Raw genomic sequence first — 19,844 nt, forward strand, 5'->3', positions numbered from 1 at the left:
AATCCTGTTTTATCCTGTAAATCCTGTCAGAAAAGACATTATCCAGCCCAGTTTTCGCGGTCCAGGCTCCGGTATTGAATGGCTTCGGCGAGGTGTTCGATCTTTATTTCGTCAGAACCGGCTAAATCGGCAATGGTGCGCGACACTTTTAGAATACGGTCGTAGGCACGGGCGGATAAACCCAGCCGCTCCATGGCTGTTCGAAGTAAGGCACGGCCTGCATCGTTGATGATACAAACTTCTTTTACCATCTGTGAGGGCATCATGGCGTTGCTGTAAATACCTGGCTGATCGGCAAAACGCGTTGTTTGCCGTTCGCGGGCCTTTATGACTCGTTCACGAATTACTTCACTAGGTTCGGCGGGTCGATTGGCGGTCATCTGATCGAAGGAAACGGGGGTGACTTCAACGTGTAAATCAATCCGGTCGAGGAGCGGGCCGCTGATTTTAGCCAGGTATTTCTGAACAATGCCCGGTCCACAAACGCACTCTTTTTCGGGATGGTTGTAATACCCGCAGGGGCAGGGGTTCATGCTGGCAATGAGCATAAAACTGGCGGGAAATTCCACCGCCCATTTCGCCCGCGAAATGCTCACTTTTCGGTCTTCGAGTGGCTGACGCATAACCTCCAGCGCCGAGCGTTTAAACTCGGGTAATTCATCTAAAAACAGAACGCCATTATGTGCCAACGAAATCTCGCCCGGCTGTGGAAAGCTGCCTCCACCTACTAGCGCTGCGTCGGAAATCGTGTGGTGGGGTGAGCGATACGGTCGGGTTGCAATCAAATTGGCACGCGAGCCAAGCTTACCTGCAACGGAGTGAATCTTGGTCGTTTCTAAGGCTTCCTGTAGTGTCAAGGGAGGCAGGATACTGGGTAAGCGTTTGGCCAACATGGTTTTGCCAGCCCCTGGAGGCCCAATCATGATGACATTGTGCCCGCCAGCAGCCGCAATTTCCATAGCGCGTTTGATATTCTCCTGCCCCTGTACATGCGAGAAATCGACTTCGTACGCGTTAATCTGGCTCATGAACAGATCACGGGTATCGCTGACCAGAGGTTCAATGTCTTTTTTGCCTTCGAAAAATTCGATTGCGTCCTGTATGGTTTTTACGCCAATGACATCCAGATTATTGACAATGGCCGCTTCCTGCGCATTTTCGATGGGAAGCACGAAACCTTTGTAGCCTTGCTTGCGGGCCTCGATGGCAATGGGTAATACACCTTTAATGGGCCTTAACGTCCCATCGAGGGCCAGTTCGCCCATAATGACGTAATCTTCCAGGCTACGGCTAGTTGTAATTTGCTCCGACGCCTGCAAAACACACAAGGCAATCGGCAAGTCATAAGCTGAGCCTTCTTTCCGAATGTCGGCAGGAGCGAGGTTAACGACCACTTTCTGGCGAGGCATCCGGTAGCCGAAGAATTTCAGAGAGGCTTCAACGCGCTGTTCGCTTTCCTTAACGGCACTATCTGGTAGTCCAACCAAATGAAAATGCAAGCCCTGGGCAACAACAACCTCAATGGTAATTAAACTGGCATTGACACCGTATACGGCTGCACCAAACGTTTTGGCTAACATAGTAGTAAGCAAGTAAACAAATCAGGAGAATGGGTTTCAAAGCTACTGCGTCGATAGCCAATAAAAAAATCCCTCTCTAAATCTTCTCAGCAATCCTCAGCTTGGCGCTCCGGGCGCGCGGGTTGCGGGCAATTTCTTCGGGCGTAGCTTCGATGGGTTTGCGCGTTACGGATTGCAACGGTTTGATGTCATTGCCGAATAAATCCTTTTCTACTTCGCCCTGAAATTTACCCTTATTGATGAAGTTCTTCACCAATCGATCTTCGAGTGAATGATACGACATAACGACTAGCCGTCCACCGGGTTTCAGAATGTCAGGTACCTGCTCTAAAAACTCCTCCAGAGCCTGTAACTCTTCGTTTACCTCAATACGTAATGCCTGAAATACCTGCGCAAAAAACTTGTTCTCTTTGCCTCGTGGCGCATAGCGTTGCAGGGCCGCTTTTAGGTCGTTTACGGTTTTCAAAGGCTTATTCGAGCGGGCCGATACCAGAGCGGCTGCGGCTGTGCGGGCATTGGTAATCTCGCCATACATCCCCAGAATTCGGTGCAGTTCAGGTTCCGAATACTCGTTGACAACCTGCCGGGCCGTGCGGTCGGCATTCTGGTTCATACGCATGTCGAGGTCAGCGTCGAAGCGGGTGGAGAAACCACGTTCGGGGGTATCGATCTGGTGCGACGAAATCCCCAGATCGGCCAGAATACCATCTACCTGTTCCGCTTTGTAGAGCCGGAGGTAGCGTTTGATGTTGCGGAAGTTCGAGGCCACAAACGTCAGTCGGGAATCGCCAATGGCCTGGGCATTAGCGCGGGCGTCGGCATCCTGATCAAAGCCGAACAAACGTCCCCCCTCCAGTTGATTCAGAATTTCACGGCTATGTCCACCGCCACCGAACGTAATATCGACGTAAGTGCCGCCGGGTTGCAAATTCAGCCCATCGATACAGGCCTGTAATAAAACGGGTTCGTGGTAATTGCTCATTCAGAAACTAACCTTCTTTAGTGGTCGTTGTTGGTTTTGTCAGTCCGCTTTTGCGTCTTGATCAACCTGCTAAAAACATGAAAAAACTCCTTCCTATCGCTGCCATTGCCTTATTGTCGTTACCAACGATTGGCCTTGGTCAATCAACAACTGTCAAACCTGGTACGTATCGGGCTGTTCTGAAAACCCGTGGGGGTGATTTACCGTTTGGGCTGGATATTAAGCCAGCCGCGAACAACCCTAAAACCTACACGGTGTTTGCTTTAAATGGCAACGAACGCCTTCCGATGGACCCAGCTACCATTGAAGGCGACTCCCTACGGATACCGATGGCCCTGTTTGACTCAGAATTGGTTGCAAAGATAGACGGTAATACGCTAAGGGGGGTATTTCGGAGACGGCGAGTTGCGTTGCCTCCACAAACGCTGCCGTTTGAAGCCCAACATGGCGTAACATATCGCTTTACACCGGTCGAAGAATCTACACGTGCTGTAACCACCAACCTAACGGGGAAATGGGCCACGGATTTTGGTAGCAAAACCGGGAAAGTGGATACGGTCAATGCAGTGGGCGTATTTGATCAGAAAGGTAGCCGACTTACTGGTACGTTTCTGACGCCTACCGGCGATTATCGCTATCTGTCGGGTGCCGTTGTGGGCGACAGTCTGTTTTTGTCCTGCTTCGATGGCTCGCATGTGTATTTATTTAAGGCGAAGCACGATCCGGCGACGAAAACACTCAAAGGAGGTTTATGGGCGGGCATTGCGGGTTACGAAGCCTGGGCCGCTCAATTCGATCCCAAAGCTGATCTTCCCGATCCGGCCAAACTCACATATTTAAAACCCGGTTCAAAAACGCTCAATGCTTCATTCCCTGAACCGAACGGCAACATCGTTTCGTTGTCCGACGCTCGGTTCAAAAACAAAGTGACGATTGTACAGATCATGGGGTCGTGGTGTCCGAATTGTATGGACGAGACTAATTTTATGAGTCCGTGGTACAAAAAGAACAAAAGTCGAGGCATTGAACTCGTTGGCTTATCGTTCGAGCGGTCGCCCGAAATGGCTGTATCAGGGCCAAAAATCGAGCGAATGAAGCAACGGTTCAAAATTGATTATCCCGTCGTGTTAGCTGGAACAAACGACAAAGCACAAGCGTCCAAAGCGCTACCCGATCTGAACGCAGTAGTGGCTTTCCCAACCACCATTTTCATCGACAAAAAAGGCCAGGTGCGTCATATTCACACGGGCTTCTCTGGCCCAGGCACGGGTAAATACTACGAACAATACATTGAAGAATTTAACCGGCTAGTGGATAAACTGGTGGCGGAGTAGTCCGAACCGGGATTTTAACAAGATTGAAAGGATTCACAAGATTTTTAACACTTACAATTAATCCTTAAAATCTTTTTAATCTTGTTAAATCCCGGTTCGGACAGTATGCACGCATACTATTTTTTCGGAAAAAGTGGTAGATTTACGTCCAGCTAAGATCAGGACGACACCTATCATGAAAAAGGAGAAAACGGTTGATTTTCATATAAAATGGGGTTGGCATGCCATTTCGCGCATGTACAATGCCTATGCAGCCCGCTTCGACATTACCATGGCGATTGGCTATGTGCTGCTTAATATCGATCTGGAAGAAGGTACCCCAGCCACCAAAATTGGCCCTCTGCTGGGTATGGAGCCGCGTTCATTAGTCAGAATGCTCAAAAATCTGGAAGAACGTGGACTGATTCGCCGGGAAGTAGATGGCAATGATAAACGCTTCGTTCGCATCTACCTGACCGATGAAGGAAAATCCAAGCGTGAGATGGCTCGCGACGGCGTTATTCAGTTCAATAACATGATTCGGGAGCGCATTCCGCTCGATAAACTGGTTGTCTTTCTGGATGTTATGAAAGAAATCAACCGTATGGTTGAAGAAGAGAACGCCCGCATCAAAGCTTCTGAGACTGAAGAACTACCCCTAGACTGATAGATGTATGCCTGCCATTCTCGTTACTACTACAGAACATCGACTTAAGGCGTTTACGCGTTTGATGGGGATGGCATCAAAACTCTATCATGCTAATCCGAAAAACCCACCAAAGCCGATGAACATTGCCGATGATGATGTATTGCACTTATTGACGAGTCTGAATCAGCATGCTGTTCAGTTTTTACTGGTAGGGGGTATGGCAGGGGTTGTTCACGGACATATTCGTACAACGCAGGATATGGATTTGTGGCTAAAGTCGGATGAGGAAACAAAAGCGAACCTGATTCGGGCGCTGGAAGATAATGATGTAGCTGGAGCCGCTTATTTAAAAGATGTCCCTTTGATCTTTGGTTGGACATCGGTAGCCATTGGAAAATACGGATTCACATTGGATATGGGTTACCAACTTAAGGCCTTCAGCGAGGTTGATTTCGATGCCTGCTATGAACGCGCTATTGATGTGACTTTCGATGGCGTATCGTTTAAAGTGATTCAGTTGAACGATTTAATTACCGAAAAGTTAGCAACTGGTCGACCTAAAGACCTGGGTGATGTGGAAGAATTAATCAAACTAAAAGATCGAAACGACGATCAGGAAGGATAAAAGCTATTCTATCCTGTAGTCATATGTCGAATTACCGAGTAAAACTAAACCATGGAAGCTACCTTAGAAAAAGCAAAATCGGAGGGGCGCACCGCTCAAACGAAAAATCGAACGATCCGGCGCGTTGCTGTGCTGGGTTCAGGTATTATGGGTTCGCGGATTGCGGCTCATTTTGCGAACATCGGTGTCGATGTATTGCTGTTGGACATCGTTCCTAAAGAACCCAATGACGCAGAACAGGCCAAAGGCTTAACAACGGCTAGCCCACTGGTTCGGAATCGGATTGTGAATGATGCTTTCCAGACGATGCTGAAAGCTAGCCCAGCCGCTTTGTACAGCCCGAAATTCGCCGACCGAATCAAACTGGGTAATTTTGATGATAACCTGAAAGACATTGCCAGCTTCGACTGGATAATCGAGGTAGTTGTTGAACGGCTGGATATAAAACGCTCTGTTTATGAGCGCGTTGAACAGTTTCGTAAACCGGGCACGCTCATCACTTCAAATACATCGGGTATTCCGATGCACCTACTGGTTGAAGGCCGTAGTGAAGATTTTCGCCGGAATTTCTGCGGAACGCACTTCTTTAACCCACCCCGCTACCTGCGTTTACTCGAAATCATTCCCGGCCCCGATACCGACCCCGCCGTTGTCGATTTCCTAATGAACTACGGCGATTTGTACCTGGGCAAAACCACCGTTTTGTGCAAAGACACGCCCGGTTTTATTGCCAACCGACTCGGGATTCAGTCGCTGATTCAAACCATTCGTGTGGCCGAAGAACTGGGGTTATCGGTTGAGGAAGTTGACAAACTTACGGGTCCCGTAGTAGGTCGCCCGAAGTCGGGAACGTTCCGACTGTCGGATGTTGTCGGGCTGGATACAACGGTCAACGTGGCGAGTAATCTTGTAAAAATGGAGCACGACGAGTCGCGCTCATCGTTTGAGTTGCCTGCTTCGGTGCAGAAACTGATGGAAAACAAATGGCTGGGCGATAAAACCGGCCAGGGTTATTATAAGAAAACGAAAGATGAGAAAGGTCAGACCCTGATTCTGGCGCTTGACCTGAAAACGTTTGAATACAAGCCGTCCGAAAAAGTAAAATTCGCGACGCTGGAAAGTACGAAGGCCATTGATAACCTCAAGAAACGCTTCCCGGTACTGATTGCGGGTAAAGACAAAGCGGGCGAGTTTTACCGGAAGACGTTTGCCGACGGGTTCCGCTATGCCACCTACCGCATTCCTGAAATTTCGGACGAACTCTACCGGATCGATGCCGCCATTACCGCTGGTTTCGGTTGGCAGTTAGGTTTGTTCGAAACTTGGGACGCCATTGGCGTTAAGAAAGGGGTTGAGCTGATCGAATCCTTCGGTCAGAAACCCGCCCAATGGGTGTACGACATGCTCGATGCGGGCTTCGATCAATTCTATAAAGTCGAAAACGGCAAGCGGAAATACTACGACATTCCAACAAAAAGCTACAAGGCGATTCCGGGAACAGAAGCATTCACGATTCTGGAAAACCTGAGTAACAACATTGTCTGGAAAAACGCAGGGGCTAACATCGTTGACCTCGGCGATGGCATCCTGAATGTCGAATTCCGTAGCAAAATGAACACCTTCGGCCAGGAAGTTTCCGAAGCGCTGAATAAAGGTGTCGCTCTGGCAGAGAAGGATTTCAGGGGATTAGTTGTCGGGAACGACTCAACCGAGGCATTCTCGGCAGGAGCTAACCTGGCGATGCTGTTCATGTTTGCCGTAGAGCAGGAGTTCGACGAAGTGAATTTGATGATTGCGCAATTCCAGAAACTCATCGCGCGTCTGCGTTATTCGTCGGTTCCGGTTATTGTGGCTCCCCACACACTGACACTCGGTGGCGGTTGTGAAGCCGTACTACACGCCGACCGTGTAGTGGCCCACGCCGAAAGTTACATTGGTCTGGTCGAAGTGGGTGTTGGCCTGATTCCGGCGGGTGGGGGCACTAAGGAGATGGCGGCTCGCGCATCGGATCTCTACCAAACGGGTGATCCTGAGTTGAATATCCTGCAAAATGTGTTCATGAACATCGCTACAGCGAAAGTCTCGACTTCGGCACAGGAAGCCCGCGAAATGAACTACCTCCGCTCAACCGACCAGATTGTGCTGAACCGTAGTCGTCTGCTTGCTGAAGCCAAACAAGCGGCTATCGAACTAGCCGACAATGGGTATACACAACCCAAACCACGCACCGACATTAAAGTACAGGGTAAAACGGGTATTGCGTTGTTCAAAGCGGGTATTACGGCCATGCATATGGGACGTTACATTTCGGACCACGACCGGAAAATTGCCGACAAACTGGCCTACGTCATCTGCGGTGGCGATTTGAGCAGTCCACAAAACGTATCGGAGCAATACCTGCTCGATCTGGAACGGGAAGCCTTTCTGTCGCTAACCGGCGAAAAGAAAACCCTGGAACGGATTCAAAGCCTGCTGACAGGCGGCAAGGCGTTGCGGAATTGATAAGATAAATTCATCTAATTGATGCCCCGAGTTAATCTTAACTCGGGGCATTTCTTTTTCATGCTGTAGGCATGACACGTTTATAGAAAATAGATCAGTTGGAGATTCAGTATGCCGTAGGTATGCAACCAAGTAATGTGGCATACCTACGGCATGCTGAGTAGGGAGCATCTATTTTTTGCTATAAACATTTGATCGCTACGCGATCTGCCGATGCCTCATGAAATGTTTATAGTGGATCAGTTACATCAAATCAAAAAACGAGAATTCATCGGGTTTTTGAATGCGATAGGTTTTTAGCCATTGCTTTAATACCGCTGGCTCAGCAAGAGCTTTAAGGTCAGCTTTGATTTGTTTGATATCCCGTTTCAACTGAGCGATATCACTATTCAGGCTAAACTCCAGCGCAATAGGTGAATTAACCGCAAAAGCAGGTTTGCCTGTCATGGCCGACAGGTCATTTTGTAAGGCAAAGAATTCATCATCCAATTCCTGCGCCTGCTGTCGTAAAATCTTGTTGTAATACTTAAGCTGTTCTTCGGCAAGATTTTCCAGATGTGATTGATCGATATGTTCGAACTCAAGCTGAAGTCGGAGCAGGGCCAGCAGATCGCTTTTTTCGTAAGCTTCCGTCACGCGGTGCATGATTTCGGTTTTGCGCGCTTTCTCGGCCTCATCAGGCTCTCGGTCGGGATGAAACGCCTTTACCAGATCTAGGTAAAGCGTTCGAACGGCTTTGGTAATGTTCCGTTCTTCGGCCAGTTTCTTTGCCTCGCGTTCCTGTTGTTTTTCAGTTTTGGGCTTTTTCGCTTTTCGGTCGGCTGCCTGTTGGCGACGTTCGGCTTCGGCAGCTTCCCGTTGTGCTAATTGTTCCTGGACATAGGCCGTCATTTTCTGGGGATCACTCACATCAACATCATCTTCGAACTGAATCCCGAACATGCTCCCCATCATTTCTTTCATTAAATCCGCCGTTTGCTGGTCCGATTCGGCGTTCGTTTGATCGAATCCATCTGAATCGTATTTGTCGTAAATAGGCTTGAGTTCGTCCAGACCATGTACATCGATCAACTCGAAGGCCATCTTCTGGATTAAATCAACCAGTTTTTTCTTTTCAGTTTTTGTAAACTCTTTGCGTTCATAAGCTCGATCGAATACACGGACCAGATCGGCCCGGAAACGACTGTATTGTTCCAGCAGCGGTCGATAGTCGGTTTGCACACGTTGCTGAATATGTTGAGCTGCTTCCCGCAAACTATGTAGACTTTGGCCCAGCGTTTCAATTTTTTTGATCAGCCGATTAAACTCTTTCTGCGATTTCGACAGAATGGCTTGTTGCTTTTTGGTGCCAATCTGAATAATATGCTGTTGTGGTTGTGTTGCCATCGCTTAGAGAACCTCCTCGAATGAAGCTATATAATTTGGGTAAAATTAAACCCCATTAACAACTTACCAAGTTGGCTAACTTAGGAAAAACTATTTAGCCAAAGAGAACACAGAATTTTATTTTTATTCTCTGTGCCTCTGGGGTTAAACAAAAAAATAGTAATTAGTTGCTTGAACTGGCTAGTCAGCGCTACTAAATGTAGCATAATTGACATTGTTATGACAGCAGAACAGGCTTCGAATTTATTACAGAATACGTATATAGAGACAGGGCGCAGTATGGTATGGGCCGATTTGGGCGCAGGCAGCGGTACGTTTACCCTGGCGTTAGCGGGTTTACTACCACCTGGCAGCACCATTTATGCGATTGATACCAATAAAGCTGCGCTTAAGGCTATCCCGGCATTTCATAATCAGGTGAAGCTAGAAACGTATGCAATGGATTTCACTCGCGAGGAATTTCCACTTTCCAAACTAGATGGATTCCTGATGGCGAACGCTCTGCATTATGTGTCGGACCAGGTTGCCTTTTTGGAAAAAATGAATAAGTACCTCGCGGAGTTAAGCTATTTTCTGACTGTAGAATACGATACCGATCAGTCAATTCCGACCTGGGTACCCTATCCGGTAAGCTATCATACATTAGCTAATTTAGTTAAACGTACTGGCTATCAGACCATCCATAAGCTAGGAGAACAGGCATCCATTTATGGCAGAGCTATGCTATACAGCGCGTTAGCTGTTCGTGGGCGGGCTCATTAGTAGTATGTTTTTGTGGCCCCTTCTTTATATTACATAGGCTTTATAGGGTGTATACTATGATTATTTTTAGATGACCTGAAAATTTTATACCTTTTAATATATTTTAGGTATCTTAAACGAATCATTAAGGACCCATCCAAGCGTATTTTTAGTTAGAATACCTGACCCAAGGAGTAAATCTTAACTACACAACTATGACTGATTCAATAAGCGATGAGGAGATGATCCGCCAGTACCTAACTAGTCAGCCAAATCACTGTTTCGAGACGCTTTATAATCGTTACGTCAACAAAGTCTATCGTCGATGTTTATCCATGACGAAAGACCCGTTAAAAGCGGAAGATTTTACACACGATATTTTCCTGAAGGTATTTAACCGGCTAGAGGCTTTTCAGGAACGGTCAAGTTTTTCTACCTGGTTGTACGCCATTTCCTACAACTACTGTTCCGATCAGCTTCGTATAGCCAAGCGATCTAATTTTATCACCACTGAAGAAGAACTCAATCAGAATATTCCCGAATCCGAAGAGGGGCAGGTGCATGAAGAAACAGTACAATTGATCAATCGGGTGTTAGCACAACTGTCGCATAAAGAACGGTCTCTATTGCGTCTTAAATATGAAGACGAGTTAAGTATTAACGAGATCGCTGACCTATACGAGCTTAATCCAAGCACAGTTAAAATGCGACTCAAACGAAGTCGTGATAAAATACAACGGCTGTACGCTCAACTATACAATAGTTAGAAGGCATCAGCCTCTCTGTGATGTCGGTTACTTACATCTGACTGCACAATTCCCAATTCACAGCTTCACTTTACAAACTCCGCAAATTGGCGTAAGGACGCTGGATTTCGGAGCGTGTCTTTGTTCGTCGCCAGTGATATATCCATTCCTGACAGAATTTTGCGTACCGATGTTTCGAGTTTCTTACCAGTAATTGTATAAGGTACTTCTGAAATCGGATATACGGCATCAGGTACATGGTGCACACTGAGTTGCGTCTGAAGTGCTAGTTTGATGCGCTTAATCAGCTCGTTCGTAAGCGGAACCCCATTCTTCATCACAACGAACAAGGGCATGAAATAGCCCTTCCCTGGCTGATCAAGGCCTACTATTAAACTATCCGCAATTTCGGCAAAACGTTCGACAGCATTATAAATCTCACTCGTGCCGATGCGTACACCCTGGCGTTCGAGAGTTGCATCGGCGTGGCCATGAATGAGTATACCATTTCGTTCGGTAATTTGAATGTAATCGCCAGCCCAAAAATTGCCGGGATATTCCTCAAAATAACTCGTTTGGTATCGGCTGTTTGTCGGATCATTCCAGAGGTAAATGGGCATCGAAGGCATCGGTTCCATAACAACCATCTCGCCTAACTTGCCCCGAACGGGCTTGGCCTGCTCATCAACTGCTTCGACTTTACTACCCAGCCAACGGCACTGAATTTCACCTTCATACACAGGTAGGAGGGGATTGCCACCTACAAAACTGCTACAGATGTCGGTGGCCTCACTAAGTGCTGTTAACCAGATCGTTGGCTTCACCGATTCGTAAATCCATCGAAAACCTTCGGGTGGTAAAATCGATCCAGTTGAGCTAACTGTTCGTAGGTAAGTGAGCTTGCTTGTATTGATGGGGGTTAAGTCTGCTCGCTGGCAAGCCATGTAATAGATCGCTTCGTTGCCGAAATGATTAATCCGTGCCTCTTCGGCTAGTTGCCAGAGTACGTTCAGAGTAGGGTAACTAGCCACGCCATCGTAAAGCACAAGGGTAGTCCCCGTTAGCATAGAACCTATGGCAAAATTCCACATCATCGAGCCTGGGTTAGTGTGCCAGAAATAACGATCGCCCACACGTACGTCCTGGTGCAATGCCAGGGCTTTCAAGTGCTCGAGCAGGCAGCCGCCTACACTCTGTGCAATTGCTTTCGGTTTGCCCGTAGTGCCGGATGTATACAAGATCCAGAGTGGATGATCAAAAGGGACCGGCTCAAAAACTAACTCATCGGGCGTTTCGATGGCCAGAACTTCATGCCAGAGGATAACGTTGGTAGCAGTTCTGCCCGTAAACTTACTGGTATTGTCCAGATAGGGTATCCAGATCAGGGTTTTCAGCGTTGGCAAACGACGGCACAGTTCGCTAATCGTGTCAGTGTTATCAATCAACTCGCCATGATGACTGTAGCCATCGACAACAAACAGTGCTTTGGGTGACAGTTCCTGAAAACGGTCTAGAACACTGGCCGTACTAAAATCGGGTGAGCAACTTGACCAGACCGCACCGATACTGGTTGTTGCCAGAAACGCAACGATTGCTTCGGGAATGTTAGGTAGCATGGCTACGACTCGATCGCCGACGCCCACACCCTGTTGCCGAAGATGGGTTGCTACGGCGACTACCTGATGTTCCAAACTCTCCCAGGATACGCTTGTCAGTGAATGTCGTTCGGAAGCAAAAAGCAGAGCGGGCGTTCGTTCGCCACGGGTTTGGATGGGTTTATGCCTGAAAATGTGTTCGGCGTAATTGAGCGTAGCACCAGTAAACCATTCGGTTCCGATCATATCGACCCGATTGGGTCTAAAAACGACCTGATGATAAGGGGTATGGCTTTGTACATCGAAAAATTGCCAGATACTTTCCCAAAAATCTTCCAGATCCGTTACCGACCAGTCCCAGAGGTCGTCATAATCGCGGAAATACAATCCTTTTTTTATAAAAAGCCAGTCCATATACCGCTTCATGAGCGACTGACTAGTTGTACGGCGGTCGGGCGTATAGAGTGGCGATAGCGTTGGGTGGGGCATGAAGGAAAAGTCAGTAGTCGTTAGTCAATAGTTGAGCGCAAACGATGGGCTTATCGTCGACAATTGACTAACGATTGACTACCATCTTGGATTGTTTTTGAAAGAAAAAGCGTTTAGGAAAAGCGAGGTATAGTTGGGTTGTCTTTAAAAGCCCTACCTTTGTGGCCCGTTTTGCACTTTCCTCAATAAGAATGCTGACAATCAGTACTATTTATACATACAAACAAGTGATTTACTGTATTTTTCCATGAATCAGGATTCAGATCAGAACGAACCGCGCCGTGACGGTGAGCCACGTTCTTTTAGCCGTCGGGATGACGGTCGTAACCGTAACGGCGAAGGCGCCGGACAACCACGTTTTAACCGTAGCCGCAATGACGATTCGGCTCGACCACAGGATAACAAATTCGAACGCCGGGGAGGCCGCGATGAACGCCCAACCGGATCAGCACGCTTCAATAAAGACTCAAATGATCGCCGGAGCCGCGATGAGCGCTCATCCGATTCGCCCCGTTTTAGCCGGGATAACGACTCCCGAAGCAGAGGCTTCCGTTCCGGCGACCGGCAACGGGAGAACGGTAGCGAAGGGTCAAGACCCGCACGTTTCGACCGTAACTCAAACGAACGACCTAGCTTTAATAGAGATAACTCCCGCGATACAAACCGTTCTGAACGGACTCCTCGTTTTGATCGGGATCGGAACGATAATCGCTTTGATCGCGACGAGCGCCTAGCCAGAACTCCCCGTTTTGATAATGATCGCCCCCGGCCAGATCGGTTCAGCAACCGGGATGGCGATGATCGTAAACCGCGTTTCAGCCGGGATAATGACGGCGATTCGCGCCGGAGTCGGGATGAGCGCCCAACTGGATCTCCTCGTTTTGAACGTTCTAACAATGATCGTCCTGATCGTGAGCATTTTAATCGGGATAACGACCGGCCAACTAGCTCGCCCCGATTTAATCGGGAAGGTGGCCCACGGGATACTGATCGGAAAGGTCGATCTTCTGAGGGTGATTCACGCCGGGCTCGCATCGACCGGTCTGATAAACCATCTCGGTTCTCGCGCGATGGACAGTCCTCGAAACCAACCTTCAAACGGGTAGGTGGTTTCAATCGGGAAGCCGATGCGCGAAACCGCTTTGGTAATGATGATCAACGGAGTGGTGATTGGTCAACGGGCGATTCTCGTTTTTCTGGACAACAACGCAAAGATTCTGGCGATCGGCGGACGGGCAACTTTACCAAAGCCCCCAATTATAACCTGGAATTAGCTCGTGAAAATGCAGCGTCGCGCAAAGACCGTGGAAACACGGAAGAGCGCCGTATCGACCGGAAGAGTGGAGGAGGAAAGGTAAGACGTACAGAAGACCAAACCGACGGATCACATAACGAAGGACTGCGCAACGACGGCCCAGTGCAAACCCGTTTGAACCGCTACATTGCTAACTCTGGTGTTTGCTCACGTCGGGAAGCCGATGAGCTCATTGCAAAGGGCGAAATTTCGGTAAATGGCAAAGTCGTTACCGAAATGGGCTACAAAGTAAAAGAGGGCGATACGGTTAAATTTGGTAACAAAGTACTGAATCCAGAGCGCTTCGTCTATGTTTTGCTGAATAAGCCCAAGGATTACATCACTACAACGGAAGATCCAAACGAACGCAAAACGGTTATGGAACTCGTGGCCGATGCGGGCAGCTTCCGTATGTACCCAGTAGGTCGGCTAGACCGGAACACTACGGGACTATTGTTGATGACCAACGATGGCGAACTGGCCGATAAGTTAACGCACCCATCGTATAATGTTCGTAAAATCTATCAGGTTGAGCTGGATAAGCCAATTACAGATGAGCATTTTGAGGCAATCAAAAAAGGATTCGATCTGGAAGATGGCCCGATCAAGCCAGATGCACTCAGTATTGTAACACCGGATGCCTATGTGGTCGGTATTGAAATTCACTCAGGTCGTAACCGGATTGTACGTCGGATTTTTGAAAACTTTGGCTACGAAGTGACCAAGCTTGACCGTACCACCTACGCTGGCCTGACCAAGAAAGAATTACCTCGTGGTAAATGGCGCTTCCTCGATCCTAAAGAGGTGGTTAAGTTGAAGTACTTTAATTCTTAGCTTTTAATGAGTGAAAGAGCGAATGAGTGATTGAGTGAATACCAGCCGGTAGTTTTATTCACTCAATCACTCATTCGCTCTTTCACTCATTGAATCGTATGAATCACCTCTTCCCCTACATCGAGCGGACGTTACTTCATCCTGGGGTGACGATTAACGAGCAGTACGAAGCGCTCGATGAGGTAATGCAACTAGGCATGGCTGGCCTGACTGTTGCGCCGTTTTGGGTGAAGAAATTCCGTCGCGAACTGGGAGAAACCCATCCGGCAATCCTTTCGACCGTTATTGGCTACCCATTTGGTTATCAGCGTACTGAAGCTAAACAGACTGAAATTGAATGGGCGCTGAAAGATGGAGCCAGCGAAATAGAAGTAGTCCTGAATACGTCGGCCTTGTTTTCTCCGGCTTCCGTCTGGCTCAAAATTGAACTAGCGAAATTAGTAGCACTGGTTCATGCTCAGGAGAAGTTTTTTACGGTTATTCTGGAGTCCTCTTTGCTCGACCCTGAGCAGCTTCAGAAAATGATAAAACTAGCGACCGATACCGGAGCTGATTTTATCAAAAATTCAACGGGCTTTATCGTCAATTCAACGCGCCCGCTTTACAATCATACCCAATCGCTACAATTTCGAGCCAGTGTTCCTAAATCTGTAGGCGTCAAAGTAGTGGCAGATGGTGCTACGGAGTCACAACTGGAAGAATTAATTGCTGCCGGGGTGGAGCGGCTTTCATTAAGTAGTCTTCCAGCGTAAAGCATTCAACAATATTTGGAGAAATAAGTCCTTTTCATAACTTGCGGCCTATGTTCAATTCCGCACTTTATGAAAATTATTTTCTTCCTTCTTTTCTTCTCATCTGCCATTGCCCAACAAACAGTATATCAATCATTTGAAGTCGATAGTGTTGCTGCCCCTCGCGGAGGTAATCTCCTTCTGAACACTTTTCTCCAGACGAATCTTCGCAAGCCAATCGCTGCTGCAGCAAAAGGAGTAGGTGGTCGCGTAATTTTGAGTGCTATTGTTGAATTAGATGGTAGTGTCTCTGATGTAAAAATTGTTAATAGTCTGCGCCCCGATTGCGATCGGGAGGCCATGCGGGTGTTTAGGCTTTTTAAGGCGTGGCAACCTGGTATTAAAGGCGGAAAGGCCGTCCGCCAGCAGATTACTACTACCGTTCTGTTCAAACCTAACCCTCCATTTATTTACAACAACGGAGCCCAGGTTAGCTATTATGACAGTGATAAAAAAGCTCTTGCTGATAGTAGCGACAAGGTGCGTTACAAACAGGAGGCTCCTTTAGATAGCAACGGCTTGGCTAATGGCGACATTGTGGTTTACAAAGGCAAAGGCGGCAATTGGAAAGAAGAGTATCGTATACCATTTGTACGTCAGGTTAATGAGTCTCAAGGAGCGTCTGACCAATCAACAACTACGATTGGCTACCAGGGTGATGGCCATCGGTGGGATGGTGAGGTCATACTACTAACTAAGTCGGGGTCGATTATCTATAAGTATTTTTATAAGAATGGGGCGCCGACAAGTGAAGGTGTGCATTACAGTTCAAATGGATTGGTGTCTGAAAAAAGAGAAGAATTTGACGGAGGTTTTATCGCTACTTCCTGGTATGACAATGGCCAGATTAGGGAAATTAAGGTTAATAACTATTTAAGCCTTACAGACAAATCATTCATGAGTTCGGTTAAGGCCTTCTGGACTCCAACGGGCCAGCAGTTGGTAAAAAACGGGAACGGGCGAGTAAACCATAAACAGCAAGTAAGGTCGTATTCCAGTTTATTGCCTAAAACAGTAGTTATAGAAGAAGGAGCTTATGAAAATGGTCTTCAACAAGGTATCTGGATAGGGCAATACGAGGATAAGTCATTTTATTATGAAGAGTTATTCGACAAAGGAGTATTCCAAAAAGGGAAGTCATGTCTACTGGGAGGGGATACAATAACGTACACAGTACTTGAAAAGGTACCAGAGTTTAAGGGAGGCATGCAGGCATTAGGTAATTTCTTAGCGCAAAACCTCCATTATCCACCTGAAGCCCAACAATCTAAAATCGAAGGACAGGTGTTTCTTAGTTTCATAATCGATGCTGATGGGCGAGTTATAGATATCGATCTAGTAAAAGGTCTTGGTCACGGTACAAATGAAGAAGCTATACGAGTTCTAAAAGCTACAAGTGGTCGTTGGATACCAGGCCATCAACGTGGACAGAAGATCAATGTGAAATACAACCTGCCAATCAACTTTTCTTTGCATTAATCTGGTACCCACTGTCTAGTTTGTATAACCCATCATCAGGTTCAGGTACTATCCCTCATGAAGATTCTTCTTTCTCTTCTCCTATTTCTCTCTTGCTCAGTAGTCAGTGCTCAACAGGCTGTCTATCAATCGTTTGAGGTGGGCAGTGCTGCTATTCCACGCGGTGGAGTAACGACCTTTAATACGTTCCTTCAGGCAAACTTACGGAAGCCAATAGCGGCTGCAGCCAAGGGCGTTGGTGGCATTGTGGTATTAAGTGGCGTTGTCGAAACAGACGGACACGTGTCGGGCATAACAGTTGTCAAAAGTATTCGCCCCGATCTGGATCGTGAAGCCATGCGTGTATTTAGCCTATACAGTGCGTGGAAACCGGCTCAGAAAGGCGGTAAAGTCGTTCGACAACAAATAAGTATGCCGATTGTGTTCAAACCGAATGCACCCTTTAAGTACGAACATGGCTCAAAAATAACCTACCTGGATGCCGACATCAATGTGCTGCCTGATAGCAATCAGCGGGTGAAATTTAAAGAAGTTAGCCCACTGGATACCAATGGCTTACCTACGGGCGATCTATTGCTTTATAAGTTCATTAATCAACAGTGGGAAGAGTATGCGCGTGACACGCTCGTTCGTATAAAAAATCCACAACCTAATCTGGCAGGCCAACCTTCTTATTTGCTTGGCCATCAGCAGGCGCTACTAAAATTGAATGGGGATATCTATACGGTAGATGCAGCAGGAAACCGACTAACGGCCAGTAGCTATAAGACGGGAAAATTGTTCGGGCAGCAGTTCGTTTATCATGCCAATGGCGCAATTGCCGAACGGAAGGAATATGATGACGATAAACAGGCAATTGTATCCTGGTATTCAAACGGTCAGATTCGACATGTTCAGGAAGTGATTACAAATTATAATAACCCGTCGCCAATGATCATTGACAAAGTGACCTCAGTTTGGGATAGTACGGGGCGCCAGATGGTTAAAAACGGAAACGGGTGGGCGGTATATCGTCGGAACGTAAAATCCTACAGAGATAAAAAATCGGAAACATCGGTGATCGAACAGGGTCTTTACAAGGATTATTTTAAGCAAGACATATGGACGGGCCAGTATGCCGACAGCTCATATGCCTATGAAGAACAATATGACAAAGGCGTTTTGCTTGCGGGGAAATCAACCATAGCTGGAGAGGAGCCGAACGATTATCAAGTAGAGGATCGATTGCCCGCGTTTTCGGGGGGAATGTCGGGGTTAAAACAGTTTTTAAGCCAGAATTTACACTACCCTAGTGGTGCTCGGGATAGCAGAGTGGAAGGCCAGGTTGTTGTTAGCTTCTTTGTTTGTACCGATGGTTCCTTGTGTGATTATGAAGTGGTAAAAAGCGTCCAATCCGATTTAGACCGAGAGGCTTTGCGAGTGGTCAAAAAGATGAGCGGCCAATGGACGCCTGGTGTACAACGCGGAAAGAAAACCAAGATTAAATACATCATACCAATCAATTTTTCACTGGATTAGTACTTGTCCAATTTAGATTCTAGAGATTCTTTTGATTCTAAATGACAGTTTAGCTGTTGAATATCAATAGAATATCGTCAATAGAATCTGATAGAATTAACAGGATCTACTTTGGTAAAGCACTAGTGCTAATCTGAACAAGCAGAAGTTAAAACCGTAATCTGTTTGTAAATTTGCCGGATAACCTCTGCGTACATGTCTCTTAAGCAAGTTCCCCTTCATCATATTCATCAGCAATTAGGCGCTAAGATTGTGCCGTTTGCGGGCTTCGAGATGCCCGTTCGCTATACTTCAGACCTCGACGAACACAACACGGTTCGTAATGCCGTGGGCATTTTCGATGTCTCGCACATGGGTGAGTTCATCCTTAAAGGCGAAGGCGCACTAGGACTTATTCAGCGAGTTTCGGCCAACGATGCCAGCATCCTGTATGACGGTAAAGTGCAATACAGTTACCTGCCAAATGGTCGGGGTGGTATTATTGATGACCTTCTGGTGTATCGGATCAGCGATCTCGAATATATGCTCGTGGTCAATGCCTCGAACATCGAAAAAGACTGGAACTGGATTAGCCAATACGCATCAGATTATGATCGCGATGGCGCACCACTGAGCATGGTCAATGTCTCTGATGATACATGCCTGTTTGCGGTACAAGGGCCAATGGCTGCTAAAGCGCTACAGTCGCTTACCCCCGCTGATCTTGATTCGATGGAGTATTATACGTTCGAGAAAACCGATTTTGCCGGTTGTGCCAATGTAATTGTCTCGGCAACAGGCTATACGGGTGCGGGTGGTTTTGAAATATACGTTTCGAATGATCAGGCTGAGGATGTCTGGAATGCCATTGTGAAAGCGGGCGAACCTTATGGTCTCAAGCCTATCGGCCTGGGTGCTCGCGATACGCTCCGACTCGAAATGGGCTACAATCTCTACGGAAACGATATCACCGACGAAACATCGCCTATTGAAGCTGGACTTGGCTGGGTCACGAAATTTACCCACGACTTCATTGATGCCGACGTGCTGAAAGAGCAGAAAACGCAGGGCGTTCCGCGTAAATTAGTTGGCTTCGAATTACTGGATCGGGGTGTGCCACGCGGCCATTACGAACTGACGGATGCCGATGGAAATCAAATCGGTGAAGTGACCTCTGGTACGCAGTCACCAACTTTAGGTAAAGGTGTTGGTTTGGGCTACGTTCAAACCGCATTCAGCAAACCTGGCTCCGAAATCTTTGTGAAGGTTCGCGATCGGCTGCTCAAAGCCCAGGTTGTTAAACTCCCTTTCGTTAAAAAATAACCAGGATTTATGTGATTT

15 protein-coding genes are annotated in these 19,844 nt (G+C 47.3%); 11 read left to right on the plus strand and 4 right to left on the minus strand.

Annotated features, from left to right (window positions below; translation table 11 throughout):
* Positions 1–38: 38 nt before the first annotated feature.
* Positions 39–1,580 (minus strand): YifB family Mg chelatase-like AAA ATPase, encoded by a 1,542-nt coding sequence (locus ACYVGR_RS15860; protein ID WP_460958324.1) that lies wholly within the window; start codon positions 1,578–1,580, stop codon positions 39–41.
* A 76-nt stretch (positions 1,581–1,656) separates the two neighbouring features.
* Positions 1,657–2,562 (minus strand): 16S rRNA (cytosine(1402)-N(4))-methyltransferase RsmH, encoded by a 906-nt coding sequence (gene rsmH / locus ACYVGR_RS15865; protein ID WP_460958326.1) that lies wholly within the window; start codon positions 2,560–2,562, stop codon positions 1,657–1,659.
* Positions 2,563–2,639: 77 nt separating this feature from the next.
* Here rsmH and ACYVGR_RS15870 point away from each other — a divergent pair, with 77 nt between their 5' ends.
* The 4 genes from ACYVGR_RS15870 to ACYVGR_RS15885 all read left to right on the plus strand — a co-directional run bounded on the left by ACYVGR_RS15870 (position 2,640) and on the right by ACYVGR_RS15885 (position 7,651).
* Positions 2,640–3,896 (plus strand): peroxiredoxin family protein, encoded by a 1,257-nt coding sequence (locus ACYVGR_RS15870; protein ID WP_460958328.1) that lies wholly within the window; start codon positions 2,640–2,642, stop codon positions 3,894–3,896.
* A 175-nt stretch (positions 3,897–4,071) separates the two neighbouring features.
* Complete coding sequence (locus ACYVGR_RS15875; RefSeq protein WP_460958330.1) at positions 4,072–4,542, plus strand: MarR family winged helix-turn-helix transcriptional regulator; 471 nt, start codon at positions 4,072–4,074, stop codon at positions 4,540–4,542.
* A gap of 7 nt (positions 4,543–4,549) precedes the next feature.
* The gene (locus ACYVGR_RS15880) at positions 4,550–5,149 is read left to right on the plus strand and encodes a nucleotidyltransferase (protein WP_460958332.1); all 600 of its coding nucleotides are present in this window, start codon (positions 4,550–4,552) and stop codon (positions 5,147–5,149) included.
* 51 nt (positions 5,150–5,200) lie between these two features.
* Positions 5,201–7,651 (plus strand): 3-hydroxyacyl-CoA dehydrogenase/enoyl-CoA hydratase family protein, encoded by a 2,451-nt coding sequence (locus ACYVGR_RS15885; protein WP_460958334.1) that lies wholly within the window; start codon positions 5,201–5,203, stop codon positions 7,649–7,651.
* Between the two features lie 243 nt (positions 7,652–7,894).
* Here ACYVGR_RS15885 and ACYVGR_RS15890 read toward each other — a convergent pair whose 3' ends face one another.
* The gene (locus ACYVGR_RS15890) at positions 7,895–9,037 is read right to left on the minus strand and encodes a hypothetical protein (protein ID WP_460958336.1); all 1,143 of its coding nucleotides are present in this window, start codon (positions 9,035–9,037) and stop codon (positions 7,895–7,897) included.
* Between the two features lie 219 nt (positions 9,038–9,256).
* Between ACYVGR_RS15890 and ACYVGR_RS15895 the strand changes: the two genes are divergently transcribed.
* Positions 9,257–9,799 (plus strand): class I SAM-dependent methyltransferase, encoded by a 543-nt coding sequence (locus ACYVGR_RS15895; protein ID WP_460958338.1) that lies wholly within the window; start codon positions 9,257–9,259, stop codon positions 9,797–9,799.
* A gap of 194 nt (positions 9,800–9,993) precedes the next feature.
* Positions 9,994–10,545 carry an RNA polymerase sigma factor gene (locus tag ACYVGR_RS15900; RefSeq protein WP_460958340.1) on the plus strand — a complete coding sequence of 184 codons (552 nt, stop codon included), beginning with the start codon at positions 9,994–9,996 and terminating at the stop codon, positions 10,543–10,545.
* Positions 10,546–10,610: 65 nt separating this feature from the next.
* On the opposite strand, the gene ACYVGR_RS15905 is transcribed toward ACYVGR_RS15900, so the two are convergent.
* Positions 10,611–12,608, minus strand: a complete 1,998-nt coding sequence (locus tag ACYVGR_RS15905; RefSeq protein ID WP_460958342.1) for an acetoacetate--CoA ligase — start codon at positions 12,606–12,608, stop codon at positions 10,611–10,613.
* Between the two features lie 247 nt (positions 12,609–12,855).
* On the opposite strand from ACYVGR_RS15905, the gene ACYVGR_RS15910 reads away from it, so the two are divergent.
* The 5 genes from ACYVGR_RS15910 to gcvT all read left to right on the plus strand — a co-directional run bounded on the left by ACYVGR_RS15910 (position 12,856) and on the right by gcvT (position 19,826).
* Positions 12,856–14,736, plus strand: coding sequence for a pseudouridine synthase (locus tag ACYVGR_RS15910; protein ID WP_460958344.1), 1,881 nt, complete (start codon positions 12,856–12,858; stop codon positions 14,734–14,736).
* A gap of 98 nt (positions 14,737–14,834) precedes the next feature.
* Positions 14,835–15,488 (plus strand): deoxyribose-phosphate aldolase, encoded by a 654-nt coding sequence (locus ACYVGR_RS15915; RefSeq protein ID WP_460958345.1) that lies wholly within the window; start codon positions 14,835–14,837, stop codon positions 15,486–15,488.
* Between the two features lie 69 nt (positions 15,489–15,557).
* Positions 15,558–17,006 carry an energy transducer TonB gene (locus ACYVGR_RS15920; RefSeq protein WP_460958347.1) on the plus strand — a complete coding sequence of 483 codons (1,449 nt, stop codon included), beginning with the start codon at positions 15,558–15,560 and terminating at the stop codon, positions 17,004–17,006.
* A 57-nt stretch (positions 17,007–17,063) separates the two neighbouring features.
* A complete protein-coding gene (locus ACYVGR_RS15925) occupies positions 17,064–18,524 on the plus strand; it encodes a TonB family protein (RefSeq protein ID WP_460958349.1) in 1,461 nt (486 codons plus the stop codon).
* Positions 18,525–18,719: 195 nt separating this feature from the next.
* Positions 18,720–19,826 (plus strand): glycine cleavage system aminomethyltransferase GcvT, encoded by a 1,107-nt coding sequence (gcvT, locus tag ACYVGR_RS15930; protein WP_460958351.1) that lies wholly within the window; start codon positions 18,720–18,722, stop codon positions 19,824–19,826.
* Positions 19,827–19,844: the final 18 nt, after the last annotated feature.

This window comes from Spirosoma litoris (genome assembly GCF_054776755.1).

Coding starts and splice junctions, on each gene's coding strand:
- ACYVGR_RS15860 (WP_460958324.1), bottom strand. CDS start 1,580: ATGTTAGCCAAAACGTTTGGTGCAGCCGTATACGGTGTCAATGCCAGT.
- rsmH (WP_460958326.1), bottom strand. CDS start 2,562: ATGAGCAATTACCACGAACCCGTTTTATTACAGGCCTGTATCGATGGG.
- ACYVGR_RS15870 (WP_460958328.1), top strand. CDS start 2,640: ATGAAAAAACTCCTTCCTATCGCTGCCATTGCCTTATTGTCGTTACCA.
- ACYVGR_RS15875 (WP_460958330.1), top strand. CDS start 4,072: ATGAAAAAGGAGAAAACGGTTGATTTTCATATAAAATGGGGTTGGCAT.
- ACYVGR_RS15880 (WP_460958332.1), top strand. CDS start 4,550: ATGCCTGCCATTCTCGTTACTACTACAGAACATCGACTTAAGGCGTTT.
- ACYVGR_RS15885 (WP_460958334.1), top strand. CDS start 5,201: ATGGAAGCTACCTTAGAAAAAGCAAAATCGGAGGGGCGCACCGCTCAA.
- ACYVGR_RS15890 (WP_460958336.1), bottom strand. CDS start 9,037: ATGGCAACACAACCACAACAGCATATTATTCAGATTGGCACCAAAAAG.
- ACYVGR_RS15895 (WP_460958338.1), top strand. CDS start 9,257: ATGACAGCAGAACAGGCTTCGAATTTATTACAGAATACGTATATAGAG.
- ACYVGR_RS15900 (WP_460958340.1), top strand. CDS start 9,994: ATGACTGATTCAATAAGCGATGAGGAGATGATCCGCCAGTACCTAACT.
- ACYVGR_RS15905 (WP_460958342.1), bottom strand. CDS start 12,608: ATGCCCCACCCAACGCTATCGCCACTCTATACGCCCGACCGCCGTACA.
- ACYVGR_RS15910 (WP_460958344.1), top strand. CDS start 12,856: ATGAATCAGGATTCAGATCAGAACGAACCGCGCCGTGACGGTGAGCCA.
- ACYVGR_RS15915 (WP_460958345.1), top strand. CDS start 14,835: ATGAATCACCTCTTCCCCTACATCGAGCGGACGTTACTTCATCCTGGG.
- ACYVGR_RS15920 (WP_460958347.1), top strand. CDS start 15,558: ATGAAAATTATTTTCTTCCTTCTTTTCTTCTCATCTGCCATTGCCCAA.
- ACYVGR_RS15925 (WP_460958349.1), top strand. CDS start 17,064: ATGAAGATTCTTCTTTCTCTTCTCCTATTTCTCTCTTGCTCAGTAGTC.
- gcvT (WP_460958351.1), top strand. CDS start 18,720: ATGTCTCTTAAGCAAGTTCCCCTTCATCATATTCATCAGCAATTAGGC.